This window comes from Marinomonas balearica, from assembly GCF_004362145.1.
Lineage (GTDB): Bacteria > Pseudomonadota > Gammaproteobacteria > Pseudomonadales > Marinomonadaceae > Marinomonas > Marinomonas balearica.
Genome location: NZ_SNXC01000015.1, coordinates 265,673 through 292,438, shown reverse-complemented (window position 1 = coordinate 292,438; position 26,766 = coordinate 265,673). Strand labels below are relative to the sequence as shown.

At 41.2% G+C, this 26,766-nt stretch carries 22 protein-coding genes; 9 read left to right on the top strand and 13 right to left on the bottom strand.

Annotated elements, in window-relative coordinates; genetic code table 11:
* Positions 1-59: 59 nt before the first annotated feature.
* The 9 genes from DFP79_RS16555 to glmU all read right to left on the bottom strand — a co-directional run bounded on the left by DFP79_RS16555 (position 60) and on the right by glmU (position 11,141).
* Positions 60-1,187, bottom strand: a complete 1,128-nt coding sequence (locus DFP79_RS16555) for a hypothetical protein (protein WP_133505047.1) — start codon at positions 1,185-1,187, stop codon at positions 60-62.
* Positions 1,171-2,376, bottom strand: coding sequence for a polysaccharide pyruvyl transferase family protein (locus DFP79_RS16550; protein ID WP_133505046.1), 1,206 nt, complete (start codon positions 2,374-2,376; stop codon positions 1,171-1,173). The genes DFP79_RS16555 and DFP79_RS16550 overlap by 17 nt, the downstream gene beginning before the upstream one ends.
* Positions 2,369-3,160 (bottom strand): hypothetical protein, encoded by a 792-nt coding sequence (locus DFP79_RS16545; RefSeq protein ID WP_133505045.1) that lies wholly within the window; start codon positions 3,158-3,160, stop codon positions 2,369-2,371. Before DFP79_RS16545 ends, DFP79_RS16550 begins: the two co-directional genes overlap by 8 nt.
* Positions 3,153-4,082, bottom strand: a complete 930-nt coding sequence (locus tag DFP79_RS16540) for a hypothetical protein (RefSeq protein ID WP_133505044.1) — start codon at positions 4,080-4,082, stop codon at positions 3,153-3,155. Before DFP79_RS16540 ends, DFP79_RS16545 begins: the two co-directional genes overlap by 8 nt.
* Positions 4,060-6,333, bottom strand: coding sequence for an N-acetylneuraminate synthase family protein (locus DFP79_RS16535; RefSeq protein WP_133505043.1), 2,274 nt, complete (start codon positions 6,331-6,333; stop codon positions 4,060-4,062). Before DFP79_RS16535 ends, DFP79_RS16540 begins: the two co-directional genes overlap by 23 nt.
* Complete coding sequence (locus DFP79_RS16530; RefSeq protein WP_133505042.1) at positions 6,333-7,022, bottom strand: acylneuraminate cytidylyltransferase family protein; 690 nt, start codon at positions 7,020-7,022, stop codon at positions 6,333-6,335. The genes DFP79_RS16535 and DFP79_RS16530 overlap by 1 nt, the downstream gene beginning before the upstream one ends.
* 166 nt (positions 7,023-7,188) lie before the next feature.
* Positions 7,189-7,287 (bottom strand): hypothetical protein, encoded by a 99-nt coding sequence (locus DFP79_RS18110; protein ID WP_243730304.1) that lies wholly within the window; start codon positions 7,285-7,287, stop codon positions 7,189-7,191.
* A gap of 655 nt (positions 7,288-7,942) precedes the next feature.
* A complete protein-coding gene (glmS, locus tag DFP79_RS16520; protein ID WP_133505041.1) occupies positions 7,943-9,772 on the bottom strand; it encodes a glutamine--fructose-6-phosphate transaminase (isomerizing) in 1,830 nt (609 codons plus the stop codon).
* 1 nt (position 9,773) lies between these two features.
* Positions 9,774-11,141 (bottom strand): bifunctional UDP-N-acetylglucosamine diphosphorylase/glucosamine-1-phosphate N-acetyltransferase GlmU, encoded by a 1,368-nt coding sequence (gene glmU / locus DFP79_RS16515; protein ID WP_133505040.1) that lies wholly within the window; start codon positions 11,139-11,141, stop codon positions 9,774-9,776.
* Between the two features lie 237 nt (positions 11,142-11,378).
* Between glmU and DFP79_RS16510 the strand changes: the two genes are divergently transcribed.
* The 3 genes from DFP79_RS16510 to DFP79_RS16500 all read left to right on the top strand — a co-directional run bounded on the left by DFP79_RS16510 (position 11,379) and on the right by DFP79_RS16500 (position 14,388).
* Positions 11,379-13,361 (top strand): hypothetical protein, encoded by a 1,983-nt coding sequence (locus DFP79_RS16510; RefSeq protein ID WP_133505039.1) that lies wholly within the window; start codon positions 11,379-11,381, stop codon positions 13,359-13,361.
* Between the two features lie 213 nt (positions 13,362-13,574).
* Positions 13,575-13,937: a hypothetical protein gene (locus tag DFP79_RS16505; RefSeq protein ID WP_133505038.1), complete on the top strand. Its 363-nt coding sequence runs from the start codon at positions 13,575-13,577 to the stop codon at positions 13,935-13,937.
* Between the two features lie 205 nt (positions 13,938-14,142).
* Positions 14,143-14,388, top strand: coding sequence for a cupin domain-containing protein (locus tag DFP79_RS16500; RefSeq protein WP_341777658.1), 246 nt, complete (start codon positions 14,143-14,145; stop codon positions 14,386-14,388).
* Positions 14,389-14,488: 100 nt separating this feature from the next.
* Here the strand turns inward: DFP79_RS16500 and DFP79_RS16495 are convergent, their stop codons facing one another.
* The gene (locus DFP79_RS16495) at positions 14,489-15,421 is read right to left on the bottom strand and encodes a histone deacetylase family protein (protein ID WP_133505037.1); all 933 of its coding nucleotides are present in this window, start codon (positions 15,419-15,421) and stop codon (positions 14,489-14,491) included.
* 320 nt (positions 15,422-15,741) lie between these two features.
* Here DFP79_RS16495 and DFP79_RS16490 point away from each other — a divergent pair, with 320 nt between their 5' ends.
* Positions 15,742-18,186 carry a bifunctional acetate--CoA ligase family protein/GNAT family N-acetyltransferase gene (locus tag DFP79_RS16490; RefSeq protein WP_133505036.1) on the top strand — a complete coding sequence of 815 codons (2,445 nt, stop codon included), beginning with the start codon at positions 15,742-15,744 and terminating at the stop codon, positions 18,184-18,186.
* A gap of 5 nt (positions 18,187-18,191) precedes the next feature.
* Here DFP79_RS16490 and DFP79_RS16485 read toward each other — a convergent pair whose 3' ends face one another.
* From DFP79_RS16485 to hutF, 3 genes are all read right to left on the bottom strand, one after another.
* Positions 18,192-18,497: an NIPSNAP family protein gene (locus DFP79_RS16485; RefSeq protein WP_133505035.1), complete on the bottom strand. Its 306-nt coding sequence runs from the start codon at positions 18,495-18,497 to the stop codon at positions 18,192-18,194.
* The gene (locus DFP79_RS16480; RefSeq protein WP_133505034.1) at positions 18,498-18,722 is read right to left on the bottom strand and encodes a DUF6500 family protein; all 225 of its coding nucleotides are present in this window, start codon (positions 18,720-18,722) and stop codon (positions 18,498-18,500) included.
* A 106-nt stretch (positions 18,723-18,828) separates the two neighbouring features.
* On the bottom strand, positions 18,829-20,211 hold the full coding sequence (hutF, locus tag DFP79_RS16475) for a formimidoylglutamate deiminase (protein WP_133505033.1): 1,383 nt from the start codon (positions 20,209-20,211) through the stop codon (positions 18,829-18,831).
* 109 nt (positions 20,212-20,320) lie between these two features.
* Here hutF and hutC point away from each other — a divergent pair, with 109 nt between their 5' ends.
* The 5 genes from hutC (at position 20,321) to hutG (ending at position 26,700) form a co-directional block, all read left to right on the top strand.
* Entirely contained in the window at positions 20,321-21,076 is a 756-nt protein-coding gene (gene hutC / locus DFP79_RS16470; protein ID WP_133505032.1) for a histidine utilization repressor, read from the top strand.
* 182 nt (positions 21,077-21,258) lie between these two features.
* Positions 21,259-22,929, top strand: coding sequence for a urocanate hydratase (gene hutU, locus DFP79_RS16465; protein ID WP_133505031.1), 1,671 nt, complete (start codon positions 21,259-21,261; stop codon positions 22,927-22,929).
* A 20-nt stretch (positions 22,930-22,949) separates the two neighbouring features.
* Positions 22,950-24,482 carry a histidine ammonia-lyase gene (gene hutH, locus DFP79_RS16460; protein WP_133505030.1) on the top strand — a complete coding sequence of 511 codons (1,533 nt, stop codon included), beginning with the start codon at positions 22,950-22,952 and terminating at the stop codon, positions 24,480-24,482.
* A gap of 100 nt (positions 24,483-24,582) precedes the next feature.
* A complete protein-coding gene (gene hutI / locus DFP79_RS16455) occupies positions 24,583-25,812 on the top strand; it encodes an imidazolonepropionase (protein WP_133505029.1) in 1,230 nt (409 codons plus the stop codon).
* Positions 25,813-25,848: 36 nt separating this feature from the next.
* The gene (hutG, locus tag DFP79_RS16450; protein WP_133505028.1) at positions 25,849-26,700 is read left to right on the top strand and encodes an N-formylglutamate deformylase; all 852 of its coding nucleotides are present in this window, start codon (positions 25,849-25,851) and stop codon (positions 26,698-26,700) included.
* Positions 26,701-26,766 lie beyond the last annotated feature (66 nt).

The following is a 26,766-nucleotide window of genomic DNA, read 5'->3' as shown; positions in this document are numbered from 1 at the left end:
CCAACAAATAAGTAACACTAAAAAAGTGAACAAAAAAGAGCAGGAAACGAAAAAATAGTTCACCTCCTACCCCTAAAAAAAATAATAAAGAACACACTAAAAGACGAAGAAACAATCAAGCCAACCAAGAAAGACCAAACCTCAATTTTATATAAAACCCCATACAAAGAAATTATAAAAATTAAAATAACCCCAATGAATGATGAAAAAAACACCTTCCCAGTCTCTCTATAAAAAAATAACTTTTTAGATAAAATCAAAGATATAGATACAAGGTAGCAATATAAAGAGCAAAGAAAAACATATAAAAAATCCATCTCAAAAACAAACAACCCTATAACTACACAACAGAACATTACAATAAACAACGCAAAAGCCCAGAAAATTAAAATTGGAACCGCACTAACGTTAGATCTATATCTGCTATATAGTTCTCTTGAGAAAACACCATCTAATGCGGAGTTTATTACGAATAATGACTGAAGAAGAACTAACGTATGACTTAGTTCTATTACTATTTTATCTGAGAACAAAACCCCAATTATTAGAGGAATACTCGTTGAACGGGCCCACCATACCGAATCATTTAAAAAAACTGAAAATCTGTATCTATTTAAACCATAATTTATCGAAAACCTAAAATCACAAACAAATAAAATAATAAAAAAAGTCAAGAGATAAGACAATAATGAAAATATGTAAATATACTCAGGCTGTTCATATAAAAACAAAGCCATAAAAAAAACAAAACAAGAAATAGACTGGGAATACTTAATTAGAAAAGATAATTTTTCTTTTCCAATACCTCGATAATAATTGTAAAAGCTATTAGCAATACTCTCAAGTAGACCATATATCAAGGCAAATATTATAACACCGCCTCCAAAAACAACTCCAAACAATATAACAAGAATTGTAACAGCTAAACACGCCCAAAAATGAAAACATAAATTAGCTTCTGACAAATCTTTGGAGAAAGCCTCCCTAAATGCTATACGACTAAATCCCACATCAAAAATATAATAGAAGAGAGGACCAAGAGATAGGTATAGGTACCAAGTTTTTATTAAATCATCATCATTATAAAATAGAGGAAGAATCAACCCAACAACAAGGTGCAGCCCCCTATTTCCAGAGGACGCTCCTGCATATAAAAAAAATCTAATAAAGTTATTGTAGAATTTCATCCAATACACTTATATTTCGAACCGACAATTTACTGAGTTTAGAAACTGATTCTTGAAAAACTTCTAAATCAATATTTAGTGATTCTATTTCTGAAATAATCAACTCAGCAGAAAAATTAGAAGCATCTATAATAGGAATATTTAATCCCACTTGTTTTTGAAATGCTTTTGTTTTGAAAGTATTCGCACTTAATGAAATGGTAGGAACATTAACACAAGCAGCTAATATAGCAGGATGCCACCTTCCGCTAATATGTAGATCACAACCAGATAAAGAATCAAGAATATCATTCGTAGGTGTTTGTAGAGGAATAGAATCTAAATCACGAATAGCTTCCTTTATTCTTAGATATATAGCCTCATCCACTTCATCGGCACAAGCAAAAACAATACTATATCCTTTTCCTCTAAGCTTTTTTATAAGATCAATATAGGAAGCGACTGGATCTTTATAATACCGATCAATTCTGCCGAAAAAGGATGAACCACCAAGGCATATTTTTTTTATTTTTTTTGAATCAAGGTACTGCGACTTTATTTTTACTTTCCTAAAATAATAATACGCGGCATCTGGAACAACTTCAAAAGTATCAGCCTGATTTAAAGCTTTATATTCATTCTGACTAACTTCTTCTCTAAAAAGGACACCGTCCAATTTTGGATATATTTTATCCACAAAATTCCTCATACTCCTATCAGTCAAGGAGCATGTATGATTCACCATAAAAGTAGGCTTACCCATTATACTTTTTGAATAGTGAGCTAATGTAAGTAGAAAAAAGCCTTTTCTTTGAGAATCATAAATACTGCCTTCTCCATTAATTAGAACTACATCACTGTCAGAAATAAAATGCTCTTCCTCCTTTAACTCGCTAGGAATCCCTTCATTTGCAAATAATTCTTCCACGCTATAAGGTATATAATCATGTTTATTCTTTTTATATGCCTTTATGAGAGAAAATACAAGACCATTTAAAAACTTACTCCTAGAGGATATATAATGCGCAATTTTTTTTATATATTTTTTAAAACCACCAGTTTCTGCGCCACTAGCTTTCTTGAGTAAAGGCTCACCAACAACAATGTGACCTTTATCTCTTAGAATTTCTTTTAACGCCAAGCTTGTTGCATTACAGCCCCAATTCAAGTCATCAGAGGTGTCATTTACGAGGTAGACTTTCTTATTCATAAAATTTAAATCCAATTTCCTTAAGACCTTTTATATTCTTCTCTAAGACTGAATCACTTCCTTCCGACTTATTCTGTTTATTTTGACGCTCACTAACCTCAGCCATATGATCTTTTAAAAATTTAAATTTTTTATCTCCTTTTTTAAAGATACAAACTGAAAAGAACACGGCTAACTTCTCCTCTTTTTTTCTTAGACCTCTGCCGTATATATAATCCAACCAACTTAACACCCCAAATTTATTCATCACCTTCTCAACTTTACTAAGCTCCTCTCCTTTATGAGTAGCTCTTAAATCGAAGAATAATATATCTTGAGCTTTTGGGTTAATTACTTTCACATTACAGCTTTCAGAGAACAATTCCTTATATTTATGAGAACCACTTAAAATACTTAAAGCCCGATCCTTATATTTTTTTAAAGTGTGATCTTGCAAATATATTCCTATTTTATAAATATTATAATCTTCGTTAAAAAAACGATCTTCCGGACGATCCTTATGCCAGCCAGTTCCCTTGTTTAAATGAGCATCTGCATGTCGACAGAAAATAACATCATGATCTTTTAGCAATTCTTTTAAAACTTTAGAAGAAGAAAATGCTTCATATACATTTTCTACATAAGAAAATAAGTCAGGCTGTAATGCTCCTCCATCAATGCTTACACCTGAATTAAGAAGATGCTTTCGTAACCTTTTACGAAGGCTGTGAGAAGTTTTTTCATCAACCCCATCAACCTCCATAAAATAGCTAGATTCTTGCATTTCATTAAAGAAATCATTCATAGATATTTACTCCAATATTTTCGTGGAAATCCCTAAGCTGCCTGTATTGAGAAAATCCTTTAGAGATCAAAAAATCTATACCCAAGGCGGTTCGCTTTATATCTATAAAATCGGATAACTCAAGAAATAAAGTAGATCCACCAAGAGCAATAACATGTGATGGTGGAACTTGAGTACATATATCATAGGCACTAGTTTTGTTGTCTATAACTTTACAATCAATCCCCTCTGTAAGATATCTATATTCCACATCGAATTTAGATCTTGGATGCTTTATATAAAAGATCTCATCAAAACACAGACTATTTCTTTCCATCCAGCATTTTATATTTGACAAACCCACAAAATCACTTGACTTCTCAATGATATGTTGACCGACAATATAAAGAAAATTATTCTTCTTTTTATTTTCGACCTTTAAATTATTAACCTTAATTATATTTTTATTATTAGTAACTAAACCAACCTCAGACCTACAAATAATACCGCCATCTTTACTAGCAATATGATCTAGTGGATCTCCTTGCACACGATAGTATTTCTCAAAATAAAATAGTAATAGTATTTTCTTAAACCACTCTTTATAGAGTGACTCTTCAGGTCTCTGGTGATAATTTAGTGTTCCTTCAGTCACTTGAATAACAGTCTTCTCTTTAAAAGCACTAATTAAAACATTCGAGACAATGCTATTTCTATTTGGCACAATTAAAACATCGAATTGATCAGATATTCGCTTCAACTTCTTTATTAAAGAAACTCTACTCAAAACCCCTTTTTTGTAGATACTACAATACGGACTATCTACATGAGGTGTCATACCAATATTTACTACTAAATCTTCACCTTCCATGACATTAGATTTAAGATAATCTAGACTCAAGTCTCTACTATAAGAATTATTATAAAGTACTAGAGTCTTCATTCATCACCTCTTGAAGAAATTCGAGCGCAACCCAAAACCCCTCGCCTCCGTTCTTATGTCCCTGCCATACTTCAGGAATAAACTGAGTGCCAGGGTTTAAAGAGTTTAATAGATTTGACAATGCCTCAAAATCCACATCGCCTTCTCCAATTTCGACTCCCTCACCATCAACACCTTTTGCATCTACGATATGCATGTGGACATTATAAGGAGAAACCTTGCGAACAAATTCAATAAGATCCCAACCGTAATAATTACAGGACATCATTGAATGTGAAACATCTAAACATATTTTTATATCTGGATTACTAGTACAGAAGTCTACTATCTCATCCGCATCTACAAATAGGTTATGGTATGACTGTCCACCAAAGTGCCATGGAAACGGAGGCATTGTTTGAATTGCAATTTGAACACCAATTAAATCAATCTGTTTTAAAGCATCAGATATTTTTTGGTACTTAAGTTCTTTCAATGATTGATCAGTAAAACCTTTACTGTCCCATCCGCCAGCATTCACAACAATTACTGGACACGCTGTTTTTGGGAAGAACTTTTTAAGATCTCGAGTTATCTCAACGACTCGTTTCAGCTCAGCAATTGAATGCTCTCTATATGCTTCGTCTTCTGAACATAGGTCTAATATGTGATCACCAGAAAAGAGTTCTGGACTATGAACAGCAAACCCGATTCTTTCTTCACCTGAAAAATACTTTGACAGATCTACATCTAAGTCTTTATATGAAAGATGGAATTCTACAAAATCTAAATTTGTATCTGCTACAATTTTCCTTAAGTCATGATAGCGAACAGGAACTCCAAAAGGTCTACTAAAATTATATTCCGGTTTCTTCTCTACAACTCCATTTATATCTGAGTCAAAAAAACATGTATCAAGTTCGATATCTCTGTGAGCGATCTTACCAACTAAATCATCAATTCGATTAGGTTGTAAGCCTTGCCCTGGAGCTTTGACCATTATTTTTGATCTAGTTATTTTTTCACCTTTTTTAATTTCACAAGCAGCAAATAAACTTTTGGCAAGATTTTCTCTATTTAAAAGCTCACCTTGAGTTATTTCTCTAGGAGCTAAATCTGACCCTAAGCTTTCCTCCAGACTACGAATCTGCTCCACCATTGATTTCAGTTCGTCAGGCAACAATGAAACTTTATGGTCAGTTCCCTCTAAACTTTTGTCTGTAGTAAGGTGCTTTTCGATTACAGTTGCTCCCAAGGCCACTGCGGCAACAGGAATACAAGTTCCACGTTCATGTCCAGAATAACCTACTAGCTTTCCAGTGATTTTCTTAAGACGTGTCATGTATTTAAGATTTACATCTTTAAATGGCGTTGGGTAAGTTGAGTTACAGTGCAGTAAAATATAATCTGCACCTAAATTATCGAGAAAAGTAACTGTACTTTTTATTTCTGACTCGCTAGACATCCCTGTTGAACACAGAAATGGCTTACCTGTTTTTGTTATTGCTTCCAAGAGTTCAAAGTTGGTGAAGTCTGCTGAAGCGACCTTATAAGCAGGCATTCCGTACTCTTCTAGAGCATCAAGAGAGTCTTTATCCCAAGGAGTACATAATGGCATGACGCCTTTTTCTTTACAGTAGTCAAAGACTTCGCAAAGTTCCTCATTGCTCAATTGGAAGCGGGATAAAAGATCCATAGTGTACTGAGCGCCTAAGTCAGCAGAATCATCATCACTGTCACCTTGATTCGCATAAAGCTGCTTTACATTTCTCATCTGAAACTTAGCACAATCCACTCCAGCCTCTACTGCATGATCAACTAGTTGCTTTGCTAAATTAATGTCACCCTGATGGTTGTTGCCAATTTCAGCGATAATAAAAGAACGCGAGCTTTCTGATACTTCATGCTCCCCAATGAAAAAACCATCATTTTTCTGAAAAAGCAGTTGTACAAGATGATTAGAACTATCGACTACAGGGACACATTCGACTCCATCTTTAAAGTAAGCTCCAAGATTCTTTTTGTCTTCTCCTAGCAAGAAAGTTTTACAAGACTCATTCATTACTTCTTTAGCAGGAACATCTAGACTGATAGTTTCACTCTGAGTCATCCAACGCCTAACATCTCCATCGGAAATGCTACCTAAAAGTACTGTATGCTCCGTAACAACAAACACTACACGTGCTTTGTTTTCGTTAATTTTCTTTAATACATCGCCTAATGAATCTTCAGAAAAAACCATAAACTTCTGAATGTCTTTTACTATCAGCATTATTTAGTTCCTATAGAATTCGTTAACATGCTTTCACAGAATTTAAAATCAACTAGAGAATCAATTTCATATGATTCTTCTTCTGGTGTTACAAACATGCCCACTTTCCCACATAGTCGATTTTTATGTTTTCTTAACTTTTCTATTTTCGTTATATAGAATGACCCGGTTTCCATATAAGGTATTTCACTCTGTTTTAAATCCTGTCTTCTCGGTCTATTTTTAAAATCATATGATGCAACAGGATTTTCTAAATCACGCCAAAAAAAACGGTGGGAAGGGCAAACAGAAAGCAAACTATCAAGTTGATTATTTTTAAAATAGTTAATCGCATCATCAAATCTTGTTTCAGCTCGAATAGGTGATGTTACCTGAACTAAAAGAAGATTATCATATAGCTCGTTATTTTTTTCTAACCAGTCACAATAATGCAACATTGCGCTCTCGGTAGTCGCTGTGTCTCCTGAAATATCTTCCGGCCTTAAAAAGGGAACCTCCGCACCATTTTCTTTGGCAATTTTTGCAATCTCTTCGCTATCCGTTGAAACAATTACCTTATCGACCAACTTGGAGTTTTTAGCTCGCTCAATACTCCATACTATTAAAGGCTTTCCTGCAATGTCTTTGATGTTCTTGCCAGGTATTCCTTTTGACCCACCTCTTGCGGGGATAAATGCAACTGTTCTCATTTTAAACTACCAATCTTGTATTAGTTACGTTGAGAAATTCTCTACAACCGTCTTTGTTCTGATGCTTCGATACTTAATTTAGCTATCTCGGCCGTCAGCTCTTCATTTTCTCTAATCTTTCGTTCTAAAAACCGTTTTGTCAGTGCCGATTTTTCTTCAATACTACTCAGGGTAAACAGGTATAAGTACCCTTTTTTGTTGTTTTTTGAAGCTTTTCGGCGCTAATCAGAGCTTCGAGGTGGAAACTGGTTTTGCCCAGGCTGATGTTGAAACGGCGAGCGAGCTCACGCTGGCAGATGTGCGGACCTGACTCAGGACCTTTAGGATTTTGTAGCGATAATCTTCTATTATAGCGTCGAGCCTTAAAATATTGGAATCACTTTGATTGGGATTATAAATGTCAAATAAGGTACGAACAGGTAACAAGGCAACATAATTAGCAAGCGTAGCAATAGAGCGAACAAAAAATTCGAAATAGAAAATTCGAGATACCACTAAAAGGGTCATATGCAAGATCCTTAACAAAGCGAGCGTTCACAAGATAAGCAATAATAATGCAGACTATCATTTGTGTAAACTGAATACGGCAGCCCTCCCAAACCCCAATCAATAAATAGCAGATTTTCCGATGTAAGATCGTTAATCATAATAAGAGTTATGCAGGTTAACATCAAAACACTTAGTTAGAACACACGTCTATTTTGTTTGGAGGTAGGCTCCTAAATAGCTAATAGGTGTGAATGGAAGAGCTGTAGTAGACAGCGCGGGTGATTGTTACAATAAATTAGTAAACTCGTAGAGCTCGACCCAACATTGCGACACGTTTCCTCCAAGTCACAGTAAAGCTATGGACTTGATCGAGCACCAAACTAACACCCTAAAGCTTAAACTCTATAGCAAATGTGTAGCGCTGTTTAGGTTCATTCCACTGTCACCGACTTTGCTAAATTCCTTGGCTGATCTACATCAGTCCCTTTAACAACTGCAACATGATAAGACAACAGCTGTAAGGGAACAACATGGACAATTGGCTCTAAAATTTCATCTACCTTTAGCACTTCAGTAAATATCACGCCCTCTGCATTTTGAAGCTCTGCATCTTTGTCCGCAAACACATACAATTCACCGCCACGTGCCGCAACTTCTTGTAGATTAGACTTCAACTTATCAAGCATGCTATTGTGAGGCACTATCGAAATAATCGGCATATCCTCATCAACTAAAGCTAAAGGCCCATGTTTAAGTTCTCCGGCTGGATAAGCCTCTGCATGAATATAAGAAATTTCTTTCAACTTTAATGCCCCCTCTAGCGCAATTGGGAACATCGGCCCACGTCCAAGGAACAAGGCGTTGTGCTTATTCGCAAATCTCTCTGATACCTTTTTAATTGCAACATCTTGCTTTAAAGCTTCATCGATGTGAGCTGGCAAAGAGTGCATAGAATTAACCAACTCAGCTTCTTTAATAGCTGACAAAGCACCCTTCTCACTCGCAATAGCAATCGCGGTTATTAGTAGAGCAGTCAGCTGAGTAGTAAAGGCTTTAGTAGACGCAACACCGATTTCAGCTCCGGCATTGGTAAGAAGCGTTAACGCTGATTCACGTACTAACGTTGAAGAAGGGACGTTACATATCGCTAATGAAGTCAAGTAATCTAACTCTTTCGCCTTACGCAGCGCTGCGAGCGTATCGGCGGTCTCGCCCGACTGAGACAAAGTCAAGAAGAGCGTATTTTTAGGCACTGCCACTTTGCGGTAGCGATATTCACTCGCAACTTCTACTGTACAAGGCAGGTTAGCTAAATCCTCGATCCAATATTTTGCCACCATTCCTGCATGATAGCTTGTCCCACACGCTACGATATGGACATTCTCGACATTTTTCAGAAAACTTGAATCCGCCCCGAAACAATCAGTCAGAACCTTATTCTCACTGATACGCCCTTCTAAGCACGCAGCGATCACTTTTGGCTGCTCGTAGATTTCTTTCATCATGTAATGACGAAATTCACCTTTATCAGTCGCATCGACGTTGTGATTGAAAACGTGAACCGGACGCTCTTGAATCACATCTTGAGAATCAAAAATGGTAACACCGTCACGAGTCACTTCCACTACATCACCTTCTTCTAAAAAGACGAATTGATCTGTTACATGCAAAAGAGCAAGTTGATCCGAAGCAACAAAGTTTTCTTCAATACCGATACCAACTACGAGTGGGCTTCCCTTACGCGCGGCGACAAGCCGATGATTCTGATCATTCAACGTAACAGCAATGGCGAATGCGCCTTCCAGATATTTCAAAGCATTTTTCACAGCTTGAAGAAAATCAGGTTCACTTTGTAATTCTTGATGTATCAAATGTACAATGACTTCGGTATCTGTCTCAGATTTAAAAACATAGCCCTGCGTCTTTAGTTGATTACGCAGCTTATCGTGATTTTCAATAATTCCATTGTGAACGATTGCAAGGTCATCACCTGAAAAATGAGGATGAGCGTTATTTTCAGTTGGCTTACCGTGTGTTGCCCATCGCGTGTGTGCAATGCCTATTTTCCCATCAAGTGGGGTCGCTTCAAACTTATCTTTTAATGCCTGCACTTTACCGACAGCACGGTGCGCTCGCACTCCGACCTCATTGTTAATGGCAACACCTGATGAATCGTAACCACGATATTCAAGGCGAGACAGGCCTTCTAATAAAATTTTTGCCACATTGCGCTGCGCAATCGCGCCAACAATTCCACACATGTTACTTTTCCTTTTTCGTCGGGCGCGCCCAACCATCTATATTCATTTGTTTTGCTCGACCAAATGCTAACTGATCTTTCGAAACGGATTTTGTAATCGTTGAGCCCGCAGCAACCGTAGCTCCACTTTGCACTTCAACTGGGGCAACAAAAGAAGTATTTGAGCCTACAAAGACGTGATCCCCGATCAGAGTTTCAAATTTATTGACGCCGTCGTAATTGCAGGTAATTGTACCTGCACCCACGTTCACAGCAGATCCAAGGTGAGCATCGCCAATATAACTTAAATGATTGACCTTACTCCCTTCTCCAATCACAGCCTTTTTCGTTTCGACAAAATTTCCGATTTTTGCCTTTTTAGCTAAATTGGTTCCAGGTCGAAGACGAGCAAATGGACCTATCTCGCAGTACTCACCTACAACAGAATCTTCAATCATAGTATTAGCTTTTAAAACAACACCATCTGCAATAGAACAGTTTTTAAGTATGCAATTAGGGCCGACATGAACACCTTTACCTAAATTCACATCACCTTCGAAAACACAATTGATATCAATCACACAATCTTGATCTGTAGTTAACTCACCTCGGATGTCAATTCGAGCCGGATCCATTAACGTCGCGCCATTTTTCATAACTGTTTCAGCTTGAAACCGCTGCCAAACTCTCTCAAGCGTTGCAAGCTGTACACGATCATTTACTCCTGACACCTCCCAATCAAACTCAGGGTGGGCTGTCACTATTTCAACACCTTCATTTGCCGCCATTTCAATAATATCAGTGAGGTAATATTCATTTTGAGCGTTATTGTTGGTAAGCTTGCTTAACCAACGCTTTAGATGAGCATTAGGGGCCAACAGTATTCCTGTATTAACTTCACTAATATTAAGCTGTTCATCGTTTGCATCTTTTTGTTCAACAATTGCCGTAACCTTTCCAGAATCATCCCTAACAATACGTCCATATCCTGAAGGATCATCTAGCTCAATAGTTAACAAAACCACGACATTGGATGAAGACAAAGCAACCATTCTAGCTAATGTTGCTTGTTGAATAAGCGGAACATCTCCATACAGAGTTAATGTTGATCCGCGCTCAGACAATGAATCAGATGATCGGCGTAATGCATCACCCGTACCTTGAGGGTTATCCTGCCACACAATATTGGCATTAAAACCTTGACAAGATTTTTCGACCAATTCTCCGTGATGACCTACAACAAGGTGCAACTTCGAATCAGATAAGCGAGAAGCTAAATTAAGCACATGATGAATCATAGGCTTACCAGCAACTTTGTGAAGCACCTTTGGAGCATTTGATTTCATGCGACTGCCTTTGCCAGCCGCTAATACAACAATATCTTGAGCCATAAAATCGGAGTCCATAGAGTCCTAACAAATATATTAATTATTCATAGATTATAAGTTACGTCACAACACAGCAATTTCACTTGTCATTAAAAAAATGACAAGAACCCAAAAAATACAGAGATATTTGTTTCTTTATACGAAAAATACTTACTTATATTGAACTATCACAAATATCCTTTATGCTAGGGAAACAGCATCATTTAAATCCTACACGTTATTAACAGGCGAGCACGATTAATGGATAAAGCAGTTTTCAACCAAGACAGCCATCACTCCGATGAAATTGATTTAACAAAATTACTAAAGCGCATTTGGAGCACTCGGTTTAGCGTATTACTTTTTTCTATCTTTTTTATCGCTCTTTTTAGCGCAGTTTTGGCAATAAAGGCAGCTATAAGCATACCTTCTTACTCGCAATTAATCGGTTTTACGTTCAAGGGTATTGAAGAAGGAAAGTACCCTAATGGTGATACTTTTAGATTGGAAGACATATTAGCACCCAGCATAATTAACGCAGCCTACGATGAACTCAACCTAGTTCAAACAGGAATAACACTAAATGAATTGGCAAGCGAGTTAAAGATATACCCTTACTCGCCTGAGCGTGAATTCATTATTCAAAAATATAGTGCAGTTATTAACGATAAAAACCGGTCAGATGAAGATAAGTCTGATGCTCGCAACAACATGGCCAAAGAACTTAAAAATGCGTTAGTTGCGTCTGCAAGAATTGATTTCAGTAATAGCAACAACTACCTAACACAAGCTCAAGCAGTAGAAGTCGTTAATAAAATCCCAAAACTCTGGGCACAACAAGCCATCTTTGTACGTGGAGTAACGAAGCACGAAATTTCATTGCTTTCACCAAATGTGATTAATACTGTTCTCTCTGAGAGTCAATCACCTCTTCAACAGCTGACCACCCTGTGGAACTACTTTCAAAAACTTAAGCTGGACCTATCTGAAATTGCGACACTTTCTAGCGCGACTACGGCCAGAGATGAAAAAACCAACCTCACCGTCAACGACCTACAAATACTTTTAGAAAACTTGGAGCAGCAACTGGTTCAAGCACCTTCGCCTTGGACTTATGACCATGAAGGACCTCTCAGTTTAAATAAAGGCCTTTTCTCTCCAAGACTGTTTGATATATCTCTAGTCCAAAATCTTGATTACCTTGTCGCTGTTGACGTGCTATCACAACGAATCCAACTGATAAGAAATAATCTTTCAACTCTTGAAGGCGAACCTTTCGCGTCTCTTGCGACAGACCCTAAATCAGGATTAACGCTTCAAGACCTAAGTCGTTTGATTGCCGATATGGAAACATATGACCTTCAGCAATTAAGAGCTCCATTGCTTGAACTGGGAATCAGCAAAAACACATCTCGCGTCCCTCTTTACTACAACTTTAGAATTAGAGAACTTGAACGAGATCGCGATGCCCTGAACCAACAAGTGCTAGCAATCCAAACGGCTGAAAGTCGCTATATTTCAGGTGGAGCAGGCCAATCCTCGGTACCTCAAAACAGTGGAACAAGCAATAGTTCATTGGGACAAACAACTACTCTTATCCCTCAACTGGGCGATGCGTTTTTGGATAAGATTATCGCAATGAGTGAGAAAGGTGGCGATATGGAATATCGCCAAGATCTAAACAAAAACACTATTCACCTAGAACAACAAGCAATCGTTATTGAAAAACAAATAAACGAATTGAGAGAGTATTTAAGCTTATTTACGGAGGCACAAAAAGACAAAGTTGATGAGACTCTGAAAAACGAATACATCAACGAAATACAGGAAAAGTTTCCAACAGCATTCGCAAAACTTGGCTCTTTTGCACAAGTTTCTCAACGAATATCAAACCGACTACGCTATGCTGAAGAAATAGAGAAGGTATTCCTAGAATCTAACTACAAACAACCAAATGATGTGTATTTACAAAATATAGAATTAACACAAGCGCCATCACTAAATGATATACAAAAATCTATGGCAGATTACGCGACAATTGCTCAACGTATCATTGATAAAATAGACAGCAGTCAATATGGTGTTGTGAATGATCTCTTCCGATACATCGATGAGCCACAAGTAAATAACGTAGAGCTTGTTAGTAAACGCAATATTTTAATTTTTGTCGCTGGATTATTTGTTGTTATCATTTTTAGCATGTTCGGGCACTTGGCTTACCAGGCAATCAATACAAAAGATTAATTTTTTCCTGTATTCTCGAAAGTTCAATAGGCGTAAGAACACTATTACGCCTATTGAACTATTTGGTAGGTAGCAGACAGGTTTTGTCGTCCACCCTTTCAGATAAGCACATCCTCCCCAAAACTTCTTCACTGACTAGTGTAATAAATACAGACCTCAGCCCGTCAAAGAGCTAAAGACCACGCTTGAGCACACGTTTTCAGGAGAATATAGATGGGTATCGTTGTAACCGTTTGCATGATTCTAATTTTAGTTATGTCTGTCAAAAATCCAATGCAAGCGCGACTTGCTGATTATCAGCAAAAATTAGCTGTGCTGACTTTATTCGGCGCAGTGTGGAATACATGTTGGTATGGGATGCAGCATTTAGGCGACTTTTGGGGAAATGCCGCTTTTATTTCTGGAATTTTGATAATGTATACAAGCTTGCCTTTGTTAAGCAGCCATGGGGCTTTCTCTTTAGTAAAAGCACTTCATAAAAAGCAACCTCCTCAGCTCAACTCTATTGCCTTAGTTTTATTGCTACTTTGCGCAATTATTTATACGTACACGCTTATTTTATTACAATTTGACTGATTAACATGGAGGGTGGTCGGTTCATGTTGCAAATTGACCCTTTGCCGTCCGTAAATTTGTCATCGATATCCCAAGACGTTACTTTTGAGATCCACTGACAATCTGACAATCTGACAATCTGACAAAGGAAAGAACATAACATGAAACTCATTCGCTCAAAGGATTTCAAAGCTGACAAAGCATGGGAAGCACTTGATTCGCTCACATGAACGGCATCTCGACCCGACTTCATTGGACTAATGAACCCTATAAGTGGCACATCAATGATGGAGAAGAAGTATTTGTTGTATTAGATGGTAAAGTGGAGATGCAATATAAGGAGGGAAATGAAAAGTATAAAGTTTATCTTAATCTCGGCGATTTATTCTTTGCTTCCATTGGTACAGAGCATATTGCCACTCCCATTGGCGAAGCCAGAATTTTAGTCGTAGAAAAGGCGGGGAGCATCTAGGAAATTACCATCGTTTTGAGTAAACATATAAATTGATGAACTCAATCTATATTTCGAAACCAAAGAGCTTGACTCGATAACCAAAAGCAACCAAATTGAATCAATCTAAACAGAGCTTCATTAGGCTACGAATATGGTTAAATGCCGCTCTACCCAGCGCATCTAGATGATACCCTCCTTCAAGCACGGAAACGATTTTTCCATCACAATGTACATCAGCCAATGCCACCAATTTATCGGTGATCCAAGCATAGTCACTGGCATTTAATCGTAATTGCCCCATTGGCTCTTCTTTATGCGCATCAAACCCCGCTGAAATCATAATAAGCTCCGGTCGAAAACGATCCAACACGGGAAATAATTGAGCGTTCATCGCAGCGCGAAAAGCTTCTCCATTTGTACCCGCCTCTAACGGAATATGTAGGACATTATCATGAGAGTCTCCAGGATCAGTGTATGGATACAACGGATGCTGATAACTCGACGCGAAAAACACCTTATGATTCCCCTCAAAAATGTCTTCTGTTCCATTTCCATGATGAACATCGAAATCCACGATCGCAACACGTTCAAGCCCATAATTTTTAATCGCATATTGAGCACCAACCGCAATGTTATTAAAGAAACAAAAGCCCATACTTTTATCGTATTCAGCATGATGCCCAGGTGGGCGCACAGCACAAAATGCGTTCTCCACTTCTTTGCTCATAACCAAATCCACCGCTTGCACCACTGCCCCAGCCGCATACAATGCCGCTTTAAGAGAGTGCGGTGTCATAACAGTTTCAGCATCAAGCTCTATAAAACCTTCTAGAGGGGAACTGTTGAAAATACTATCAACGTAATCACGACAATGCGTATTGTAGAGATGCTCACGCTTTACCTCTGTCGCATCCACCAGCATCAAGTAATCAAATAATTGACCCGCAATTAGGCGATCCTGTATTGCACCTAAACGAAAGGGAGATTCTGGGTGTTCAGAATTTATTTTGTGTTTTTCACAATAATAATGGGACAGATAAGCCGTGGTCATGGCACGCCTCTAAGCTACTTTGTTGTTTTTTAAACGTTACTCTTGTGGTTTATCAAAACACATTTGCTTGATGGTGTCCTATTCTACTAAAGTCTATTCACTGACATTAAGTGTATGAGAGGTTTTCGTTGCATAATATTCCAATATGAGGTCTTTGCACGAAGTCACGAGCAAAGCCAAGACAAGGCAAAAATAGACGAAAAAGCGGAGTTTATGCGCTATAAATGAGCATTTTGAGGCTCTTTTTAACACTGTATAGGAGCGCGCAGTCGTCGTGCAAAGGTCTCAACGTATAACTTAGACGGACAGCAACGCACCTTATGACTCAACATGTTCTGCATACATTATTCCATCCTCGTTCTGTCGTTGTATTAACGGGAAACGACCCAAACGACCCTCTGATGCTTGCCTTACTGTCTAATTTATGTGGACCGTCTACCTATACCCTGAAAGTATTCAAATCCATTATGTTAGTCGGCTGTCGTCCTCATGAGGATCACCTAAGCCAATATTCACATACCGACTCGCTAGAATCATTGCTAATACAGCAGACGCTTCCGATGCCCTCAGACACATTAGCTGTTCTGTGTGGTCGACAAGATAAATCAATAGAAACCATTATCAAACAATGCCATGAAGCCGGCATCAGCACGCTATTGGTGTTAACTTGGATTCCTGATTCACCAGAGCACCTTCAAGCTTTACTGCGACAATACAATATGCGCCTCTTAGGGCCCAACAGTTTCGGCATTTGTTCACCGTCGAAAGGTTTAAACGCATGGCTGGGTCTAACGAATCCCATTGCGGGTCGTCTCGCGCTGTTATCTCAATCAGGAACCATCGCCAGTGCCATAGTCGATTGGGCGGCGTGGCAGGGTATCGGCTTTTCTCACGTAGTGGCGACGGGAACACCCATCGATGTAATGCCGCATCAGGTTATGGATTACCTCTCAAATGATTTTCAGACTCAATCCATCCTTATGTATGTCCAAAACATAGGGAATCCAACACGGTTTCTCAGCAGTCTGCGCTCAACCAGTCGCTCAAAGCCCGTAGCAATCGTGACAGAACACTCTTTAGGCGCTGATGACAGAGTACTTGATGCCGCACTTAGCAGAACAGGTGCCGTTCGAGGCCGCCGCCTCAACGATTTAGTCGCAGCGGCGTCAGTAATGACCAATGCTCGACGAATACAGGAAGGTGCATTGATGATCATAGGCAACGGGGCTGGCCCTGGTGAGCTCGCAGCTCAAAAAGCAAACGAGCTGAATATTAATTTGCTTGCTCCATCTCAAAAATTGCAGGCGCAACTTGAAAGCGTGATGGACAGTCGAGGCAGCGTGGGTTCAGTCACCACCGTTTGGGCAAGTTGCCCAACAGATCTTTTCATAAACCTAGCGACTACTGCACTTACTGATAATCAGTGTGGTGCGGTACTACTAATGCTGAGTCCAACCGCACTAATCGATTTACAGTCGTTACAGGAACAGGTCGTTCAATTACACAAAAAACAACGTAAGCTAGTCATGGTCTGTCTGATGGGTGGCGGAGGCATTGTAGATCTTCGCACTCGTATTAATGAGGCGGGTATTCCGACGTTTAGAACGCCAGAAACCGCTATTGAAGGTTATCAGTTTTTGGAGTTATTCCAGCGCAACCAACAGCTCGCAAAACAATCTCCTGACAGCCATGCATTCCGTTTTCAGATTGATGTTAATCAAGCCCGTAAACAATTACAGGGCAAACTAGATCAAGGTATTTCGGAACTAAATCATCTAGATTTAGAGCCTATATTTTCTTTATTCCACATAATGGTCGAAACGGGCCCGCAGTCTGGCCTGCTGAATTCACCTATTAGTTTACGAGTGTTTCAAGACACAACCTTTGGACCTGCTATCGCGCTGTCTTTTGGCGGTAGCCATCAATCTTCCAAATACGTTGAAGCCGTCGGTTTACCGCCTTTAAATACCATACTGGCGAAAGATCTAATTAACCGCGCTTTACCCAATACAGAATGCTTTGAGCTGGAAGCCTTACTGCGTAACCTCTCCAGCATGGTATGCGAGTTGCCCGAAATATTAGAACTGCATCTAATGGACGTGTACATTCATAAAGATGGCAGTATTAGCACTAAATCCAGTGCTTCGATCTCATCGCGGCCTAACTTACGTCGCTACGAGCATCTTGCCATTCAACCTTATCCTCGACAGTGGATTTCAAAGATAAAACTAAATGAAATACTGACAACGACAGTACGCCCAGTCTTACCCCGAGATGCATGGATGATGGCCGAGTTCGTTAAAAACCTATCGCACGAAAGTCGCTACTTCCGGTTTATTGCCAACATATCAGAACTCACGCCTAAAATGTTAGCCAACATGACTCACATTGATTATGACCGCGAGATGGCTCTCCTAGCAGTAATAGAGCAAAATAACGACAGCGAGCTAATCGGTGCCGCCCGATACATTGATAACTTTGACGATAAGAGTTGTGAATTTGCCGTTGTAATCGGCGATGATTTTCAAGGACTTGGCCTCGCTTCCTACCTAATGAGAAAGCTCTTTATCATTGCTAACGATAAAGGCTTACGCATTATGAAAGGTATCGTGCTCTTAGAAAACGTTCACATGATCGAGTTTTGTAAACGCTTAGGCTTTAACATACAACGAGACCCAGATGATTACAGTCAGGTGATTGCTACTGTAAAACTAACCGATGAGCTGATTGAAAACTCAACAAACAAACTCAAAAAATTGGATTGAGTTCATTACTCAAAAACTGGCCTGAAGAAGCTGCGCTCATAGCTGATAATACATTTTGTATTTTCAGCGTATTCAAATGCGGCAATGCACTGCGCATCTTGCATTGAGTCCGTACGGTATCGTTCGTACTCCGCGAGGCTTGGGAAGCTAAACAGCGCCAAAGCGATGTTGCTTGCACCTTCAGACGGAAGAAAATAGCCACTGTGATGACCGCCAAATTTATTCACAAGCGGTATCCACAGTTTTGCATAGGTTTCAAACTCGTCCAGTTTATATGGATCAACGATATACTTTACATAACAAGTAATCATCTACGGTTGCTCCCTTTCGCCCACAAGCGCTGGAATTTTTTTCGCCTTTTCGAAGTGGTCCAACTTATGAGTCTGAATCCACCAAGTCGCCGCTTCCATTAACAACTCAGGGTCGTCATTCTTATTCGCAAAGAATGCATAAAATGACACGCCTACTGCCTCTCCTTTTTGTGCGATTTTCTTCTCACATACTTGTATCACTTTTTCCCTTAATGACTCTCGCATAGCCTTCCTTATTTTCTAACTAGAACTTTGTTCTCGTCTTCATGCCGTAAAGATACAATATTAATGCAGGAAGGTTTTTAAATGCTAGCGACACCATGAAAGAAATTTACCCAAAACGCTTAGCAACAATCTCGTTGAATGCGTCATTTATACGGCCATCAAGCTCATGCTGGTAATTATCGATGACACATTCTCCAGCAACATAGACATCTTTAATAACATTTGAGCTAAGCCCAAACAGCCAGCGATTCAACAAGTCCTTAGACTGACTTGCACTTACAAATGGCTCCGCTGTCGACCACACCATGAAGTCCGCTCTAGCCCCTATCGAAAGGCCAGTCTGCACTCCACACGCTTGATCGCCACCTCGCTTCGACATAGCAAACAAATGATCCGCAATATAGGGCTGCCTCTCTCCATACAATCGATTACGTTTTTGATGTTGTAGGCGTTGTCCGTATTCCAACCAACGCAACTCCTCTTGCAATGAAGTACTAACATGGCTGTCAGACCCGACTCCCCACACACCACCCGCCGCTTCGTATTCAATTGCGGGAAAGAAACCGTCTCCTAGGTTCGCTTCCGTTGTCGTACATATTCCCACACTGGCTCCGCTTTTCGCGATACCTTCCACTTCACTGTGGTTAAGGTGCGTCGCGTGAATCAAACACCACTGAGCGTTGAGGTCAAACTCGGACAACAACCATTCGACAGGGCGATGTTCCGAGTAGGTTAAACAGTCTTCAACTTCTTTAGTTTGTTCAGCAATGTGGATATGAATTGGCTGTCCACACTCTAGAGAGTCAAGCACTTGCTTCATCTCGTTAAAATTAGTCGCTCGCAAAGAGTGAAAGCATATTCCTAAATGATGTCTGTCTGATTTGTGTATGCGCTGCTGGTAGGCACGATATTGCTCAATATAGTCATTTGTCGATTGAGTAAAACGCACTTGACCATCATTGGGTGGCTGCTCACCAAAGCCAGCATATTGATATAGCGCTGGCAACAATGTCACGCCCATCTTAGTTCGATCTCCCGCTCTAAGAATGGCATCGCCTAAACATGTACTTTCTGGATAAGCATTGCCGTCAGGCTGGTTATGAACGTAATGAAACTCACCCACCTGCGTAAAACCGCCTTTTAGCAGCTCGATGTAAAGTTTACTGGCGATAACTTCCATTTCTTCAGGTAATAAACTCGAAACCGTTTTATACATGACATCGCGCCAACTCCAAAAACTGTCTTCTGGATTCAGTGCAACTTCAGCCATTCCCGCCATCAGGCGCTGAAAAGCATGGGAGTGCACATTAGAAACAGTAGGCAATACCGGGCCATCCAAAACCTGCATCTCACTGGTTCTCTCTGCATCCGTCTCAATTGCCGAAATCTGCCCCTGCTCTACCGTGAAAACAACATCATTTTTCCATTGATAAACAGCATGAGTATTGCATACTGAAACATACGCTCTTTTTGCAAAAAACTGTGTCATGGATTTATCCTGAATCAAACCTTATTTGTATATACAAGTTAAACTTTTTAAATAAAAGTGTAAAGGGTATAATTTGCTCTCCCCTGAAAACGGCTTACAAGGATACAGCGTGTCTAAAACCATCAACCCGTTACTAAATGATTTATTTGCTCATATTCCAGATACGCCTCAACCCATTTACGCACGCCTAAAACAAGCCATTGCACATAAAATTGCTTCAGGAGAGTGGCAAGCAAATCAAAGAGTGCCTTCCGAAGCTGAAATGGTGGCAGCAATTGGCGTCAGCCGAATGACCGTCAATCGCGCACTAAGAGAGTTGACGGCGGAAGGGATCCTAACGCGTCAACAAGGATTAGGCACATTTGTTGCTCCGCAAAAAGCGCACTCAGCCTTATTTGAAGTGCATAATATTTCTGAAGAAGTGGCTTCAAGAGGTGGAACTTACCGCGCTGAACAACTCCTTCTTGAACGTCGTAAAGCCACTATGGAAGAGGCTGTAAACCTAGGTATACGAACCACTCAAGAGATATTTTGCTCCGTAATCCTACACTTTGAAAACGACCTACCCATTCAATTAGAAGAGCGCGTAGTGAATGCTCACTTAGCCCCAGAGTATGGAAGTCAGGATTACACAAAACAAACACCGTATGTCTATCTTATGAAGGCTGCTCCTATGACAGAAGGCGAACATCTCGTCGAGGCTGTAGTACCCACTCAAGAAGAATGCGAGCTTCTGAAAATAGAGGCCACCGAGCCCTGTTTGCAAATTAAACGCCGTACTTGGTCATCAGACCAAATCGTTACGACCGCTCGATTATTGCATCCCGGCAGTCGATTTCAGCTCTTTGGACATTTTTCTAACTAGGGTAAATCGCACCCTCTTATATGAAAGAATTAACCCAGAACAAGACACAAGACCTCTAACACATATAAAACGAAACACACATCGGAACTCAAAAAGTGCTTGCACGATTTGAAAAATCCCATTATGTTTAAATTAAGTTGTATATACATGTTTATATATTTAAGTTTAGAGGTAGTCCCATCATGACTCAAAATCGTTATCGTAAAGGTGAAGTTCGAGCGCCTCGCGGCACAGAACTCAATACAAAAAGCTGGTTAACTGAAGCGCCACTTCGCATGCTAATGAACAACCTAGATCCTGACGTTGCGGAAAACCCAGAAGAGTTAGTCGTTTACGGTGGGATCGGTCGCGCGGCTCGCGACTGGGAATGCTACGATAAAATCGTTGATAGCCTTAAAGAACTCGAAACAGACGAAACGCTTTTAGTTCAATCCGGCAAACCTGTCGGCGTATTCAAAACGCATGAAAACGCACCTCGGGTACTCATTGCTAACTCGAACCTAGTGCCGCATTGGGCAAACTGGGAACACTTTAACGAGTTAGACGCAAAAGGCTTAGCAATGTACGGTCAGATGACTGCTGGCTCTTGGATTTACATCGGCAGCCAAGGCATTGTTCAAGGTACCTATGAAACGTTTGTTGAAGCAGGTCGCCAACACTACGATGGCAGCTTAACGGGACGTTGGATTTTAACAGCGGGCCTTGGTGGTATGGGCGGCGCGCAGCCATTAGCAGCGACATTGGCAGGCGCATGTTCCCTAAACATAGAATGTCAGCAAAGCCGTATCGATTTTCGTCTACGAACAGGCTATGTAGACGAACAAGCGACAAGCATAGACGATGCTCTTGAACGCCTTAAACGCTATACAAGTGAAGGCAAAGCCGTTTCGATTGCTTTATGTGGCAATGCAGCCGACGTATTGCCGGAATTGGTTAAACGCGGCGTTCGTCCTGATATGGTCACTGACCAAACCTCGGCTCATGATCCATTAAATGGCTACCTTCCACACGGTATGAGCTGGGACGAATACAGAGAAAGCGCCCTGAATGACCCAGCATCAACGGTGACCGCTGCGAAAAAAACCATGGCCAAACATGTAGAAGCCATGCTGGCTTTCCAACAAATGGGCGTTCCAACCTTCGATTACGGCAATAACATTCGTCAAATGGCTATGGAAGAAGGGGTTGAAAACGCATTCGACTTCCCGGGCTTTGTCCCAGCGTACATTCGCCCACTCTTCTGCCGAGGCATTGGACCGTTCCGCTGGGCGGCACTCTCCGGCGATCCGGACGACATTTACAAAACAGATGCTAAAGTAAAAGAGCTTATTCCAGACGATACTCATCTTCACAACTGGTTAGAAATGGCACGTGAGCGTATTCAGTTTCAAGGGTTGCCAGCTCGTATTTGCTGGGTTGGACTTGGGTTACGCGCAAAGCTTGGTTTAGCGTTTAATGAAATGGTGCGCACTGGAGAGTTGTCGGCTCCTGTCGTAATTGGGCGCGACCATTTGGATTCCGGCTCGGTATCCAGCCCGAACAGAGAAACCGAAGGCATGAAAGACGGTTCTGATGCAGTGTCGGACTGGCCTTTACTTAATGCGTTGCTAAACACAGCATCAGGCGCGACATGGGTATCGCTTCACCACGGTGGCGGAGTGGGCATGGGCTTCTCTCAACACTCTGGAGTGGTCATTGTATGTGACGGTACAGATGAAGCAGCTGAGCGCATTGCCCGCGTTTTGAATAACGATCCCGCGACGGGCGTTATGCGCCACGCCGATGCAGGCTACGACATCGCGATCGATTGCGCGAAAGAAAAAGGCCTACATTTACCAATGTTGACTAAATAATAAACGGTTAGAGACTAATTATGTTTGAATTCACTTTAAAACCCGGCCAATTGACTCTTTCCGACTTACGTCAAATCAGTCGTAACGATGTAAAAATCACTCTAGACGAGGACGCATTTTCGGCCATTGAAGCCAGCACAAAAGTCGTCAATGATATCATTCGCGAAGACCGCACCGTTTATGGCATTAATACAGGGTTCGGTTTATTGGCTAATACTCGCATCGCTGAAGAAGATCTCGAAGAACTGCAACGTAGTATTGTTCTTTCTCATGCGGCAGGCATAGGAAAGCTAATGGACGACGCAACCGTGAAAATGGTCATGGCATTAAAAGTAAACAGCCTTGCGCGTGGTTTCTCCGGCATTCGTCTGTATGTTATTCAAGCGCTGATTACCTTAATAAACAAAGAAGTCTACCCTTGCATCCCTCAAAAAGGCTCAGTCGGCGCATCCGGTGACCTTGCACCACTTGCTCACATGAGTGCCGTTTTACTCGGAGAAGGGCAAGCACGTTATAAAGGCGAAATTATTTCGGGTCAGGCAGCACTTGCGGTTGCAGGCTTAGAGCCAATAACGCTTGCACCAAAAGAAGGGCTCGCATTATTAAATGGCACCCAAGCGTCGACGGCCTTTGCGTTAGAAGGTTTATTTGAAGCTGAAGACCTGTTTGCCACTGCGATCACCTGTGGTTCTTTGTCCGTCGAAGCGGCGTTAGGTAGCCGACGTCCGTTTGACGATCGTATCCATCAGGTTCGTGGTCATCAAACACAAATTGATGTTGCCGCGGCATATCGCCACCTTTTAGGCGAAACCAGCGACATTGGCGGTTCTCATGTAGGCTGCGAAAAGGTTCAAGATCCATACTCGCTGCGTTGTCAGCCACAAGTCATGGGAGCATGTCTTGAGCAAATCAGAAATGCTGCCAAAGTACTGTGCGTAGAAGCAAACTCCGTATCCGATAACCCATTAGTATTCGCAGAGGATGGAGACATCATTTCTGGAGGTAACTTCCACGCGGAACCTGTCGCAATGGTTGCCGACAATCTGGCCATTGCCATTGCAGAAATCGGCAGTCTATCAGAACGTCGTATGGCTCTGTTGATCGACAGCAATCTAAGCAAACTGCCGCCATTTTTAGTAGACAATGGCGGCGTAAACTCTGGTTTCATGATTGCTCAAGTAACATCGGCGGCGTTGGCGAGTGAGAACAAAACCTTCGCACACCCTGCATCGGTCGATAGCTTACCGACGTCTGCAAATCAGGAAGATCACGTTTCTATGGCGACCTTCGCTGCACGTCGATTGAAAGACATGGCAGAAAATACACGCGGTATATTGGCGGTAGAGCTCTTGGCTGCGGCACAAGGATTAGACTTCCGCGCGCCATTAAAAACATCTGACACGCTTGAACAAGCGAAAGCAACATTGCGAACCCGCGTTCCTTTTTATGACAAAGATCGTTACTTTGCGATGGATATCGAAAAAGCATCCCACTTGATCCAAGAAGCCGCACACAACGACACAATGCCAGCAGGATTATTGCCAAGCCTTTAACAACTGCTCGGTATTTATACGCACGAATTCCTTCCCGGTACTCCGTAACGTTGGAGTGCCGGGAAGGACAGATCATCAAAACAAAGAAGTGAAACACAAGATGCCTGCAAACACCCTCCACTCACGTCATTGCGACAGCCTTTGGTATGGGATGAACATCGCTACCATGCAAAACGGTCAATACTCTGTAATCGAAGACGCAGCGATGGCGGTATTGGATGGCAAGATTGATTGGGTTGGCGAGCGCTCTGATTTACCAAATTACCAAGCCGATCAAGAAATGGATCTAAAAGGTGGATGGATTACGCCCGGTCTCGTGGATTGCCATACCCACATCGTTTTTGGTGGTAACAGAGCGAACGAGTTTGAAATGCGCCTAAACGGCGCAAACTATGAAGACATTGCCAAAGCCGGCGGCGGTATCGTTTCTTCTGTCAGAGACACGCGAAACGCAACCCTGTCGCAACTGACTCAATCGGCTCAACGCCGATTAGAAAGTTTAATGGCCGATGGTGTCACCAGCGTAGAGATTAAATCAGGTTATGGCCTGAATACATCAAGTGAAGTCGCTATGCTTCAAGCAGCAAGATCGCTAGCAAGCTCAAACGCTGTGGATGTGAAAACCACCTGTCTCGCAGCACACGCACTTCCTCCTGAATTTAAAGACAATGCAGACGAATACATAGATTATCTATGCGAAGAAGTATTACCGGAAGTTGCAAAACTCGGTTTGGCCGATGCTGTCGATGCTTTTTGTGAAGGCATTGGTTTTTCTCCTGCTCAAGTAACACGCTATTTTGAATGCGCAGAGTCATTAGGTTTACCTGTTAAGCTCCACGCAGAACAGCTCTCGTCACTTGGAGGCTCAAGCCTCGCCGCCAAATATAGAGCACTCTCTGCGGACCATCTTGAATACGCCACAGAGGAAGATGTTATCGCAATGGCCGCATCAGAAACCGTTGCTGTCATTCTTCCGGGCGCGTTCTATGTATTAAAAGAAACCAAAAAGCCGCCGATTGATTGGTTTCGTAAACACAACGTACCGATGGCGATCGCGACTGACGCAAACCCTGGTACATCGCCTGCATTGTCTCTACGTCTTATGATGAACATGGCATGCACGTTATTCGCTATGACGCCTGAAGAAGCACTGGCTGGCGTGACGATCCATGCGGCAAAAGCACTCGGTATAGACAATCAAGTTGGATCGATAGAAATAGGAAAACAGGCAAACTTCGTCCATTGGCAGATAGAATCACCCGCGGAGCTAAGTTATTGGCTAGGTGGAAATCTTGTTAAGCATCGAGTTTATAACGGTATTATCAGCTAACATTGACGCATCCTATCCATTTTGGAACGACAGACTATGACATCAAAAAACGATCAAATAATACAAAAAGGTCAGCAGCCGAATCTTAATGTACCTGCATTTGAATTCCACCAAAGCGACACTCCAATCTTAGTCAGTATGCCTCACTCTGGCCTAGCGCTAACATCTGAAGTCGAAGCCGGCTTAACAGAACAAGCACGAAAACTTCCCGACACCGATTGGTATATCCCCGAGTTATACGACTTTTTGGAAACGTTAGGAGTCGGTTGCATCAAAGCGAATTATTCACGCTATGTCATCGATTTAAACCGCCCGTACGACGATAAACCACTCTATCAAACCAAAACGACTGGGCTCTTCCCTGACATTCTATTTGAAGACGCTCCGGTTTTTGAGCCAAATAAAGCGCCAGATGATTCGCAAAAATCCACATACAAAGAGCTAATCTGGAAACCATATCACAACACCATTGAGCAAGAACTGAAGCGTCTAAAAGAGAAGTTCGGTTACGCTATTCTATTCGACGCCCACAGTATTGCTGCAGAAGTTCCTATGCTGTTTGATGGAGTATTACCGGACTTTAATTGGGGCACTAACGAAGGGCAATCCTGCGCTGATTTGATTGCTAATGTCGTCACCCAAGTACTACGACCCAATTACACTCAAGTACTCAATGGACGCTTCAAAGGAGGCTACATCACCCGTCAATTTGGTCAGCCAAATACTGGGGTTCATGCCATTCAATTGGAACTTTCTCAGGCGACCTACCTAAATGAAAAGGCTCAAAAAGAGGGGCACTACCTATTAGACGAAGACAAGCTACCGTTTATAAAACAGCAGCTCAAAGAGTTGATTGAGAGTTGCTTGGCAGTAAGCCTGAATAAATAGGAGAACATACTGCTTCAGTCACTCAACTTAGAAACTGGCGTCTAACATACAAGTCGCCAGAGAAAC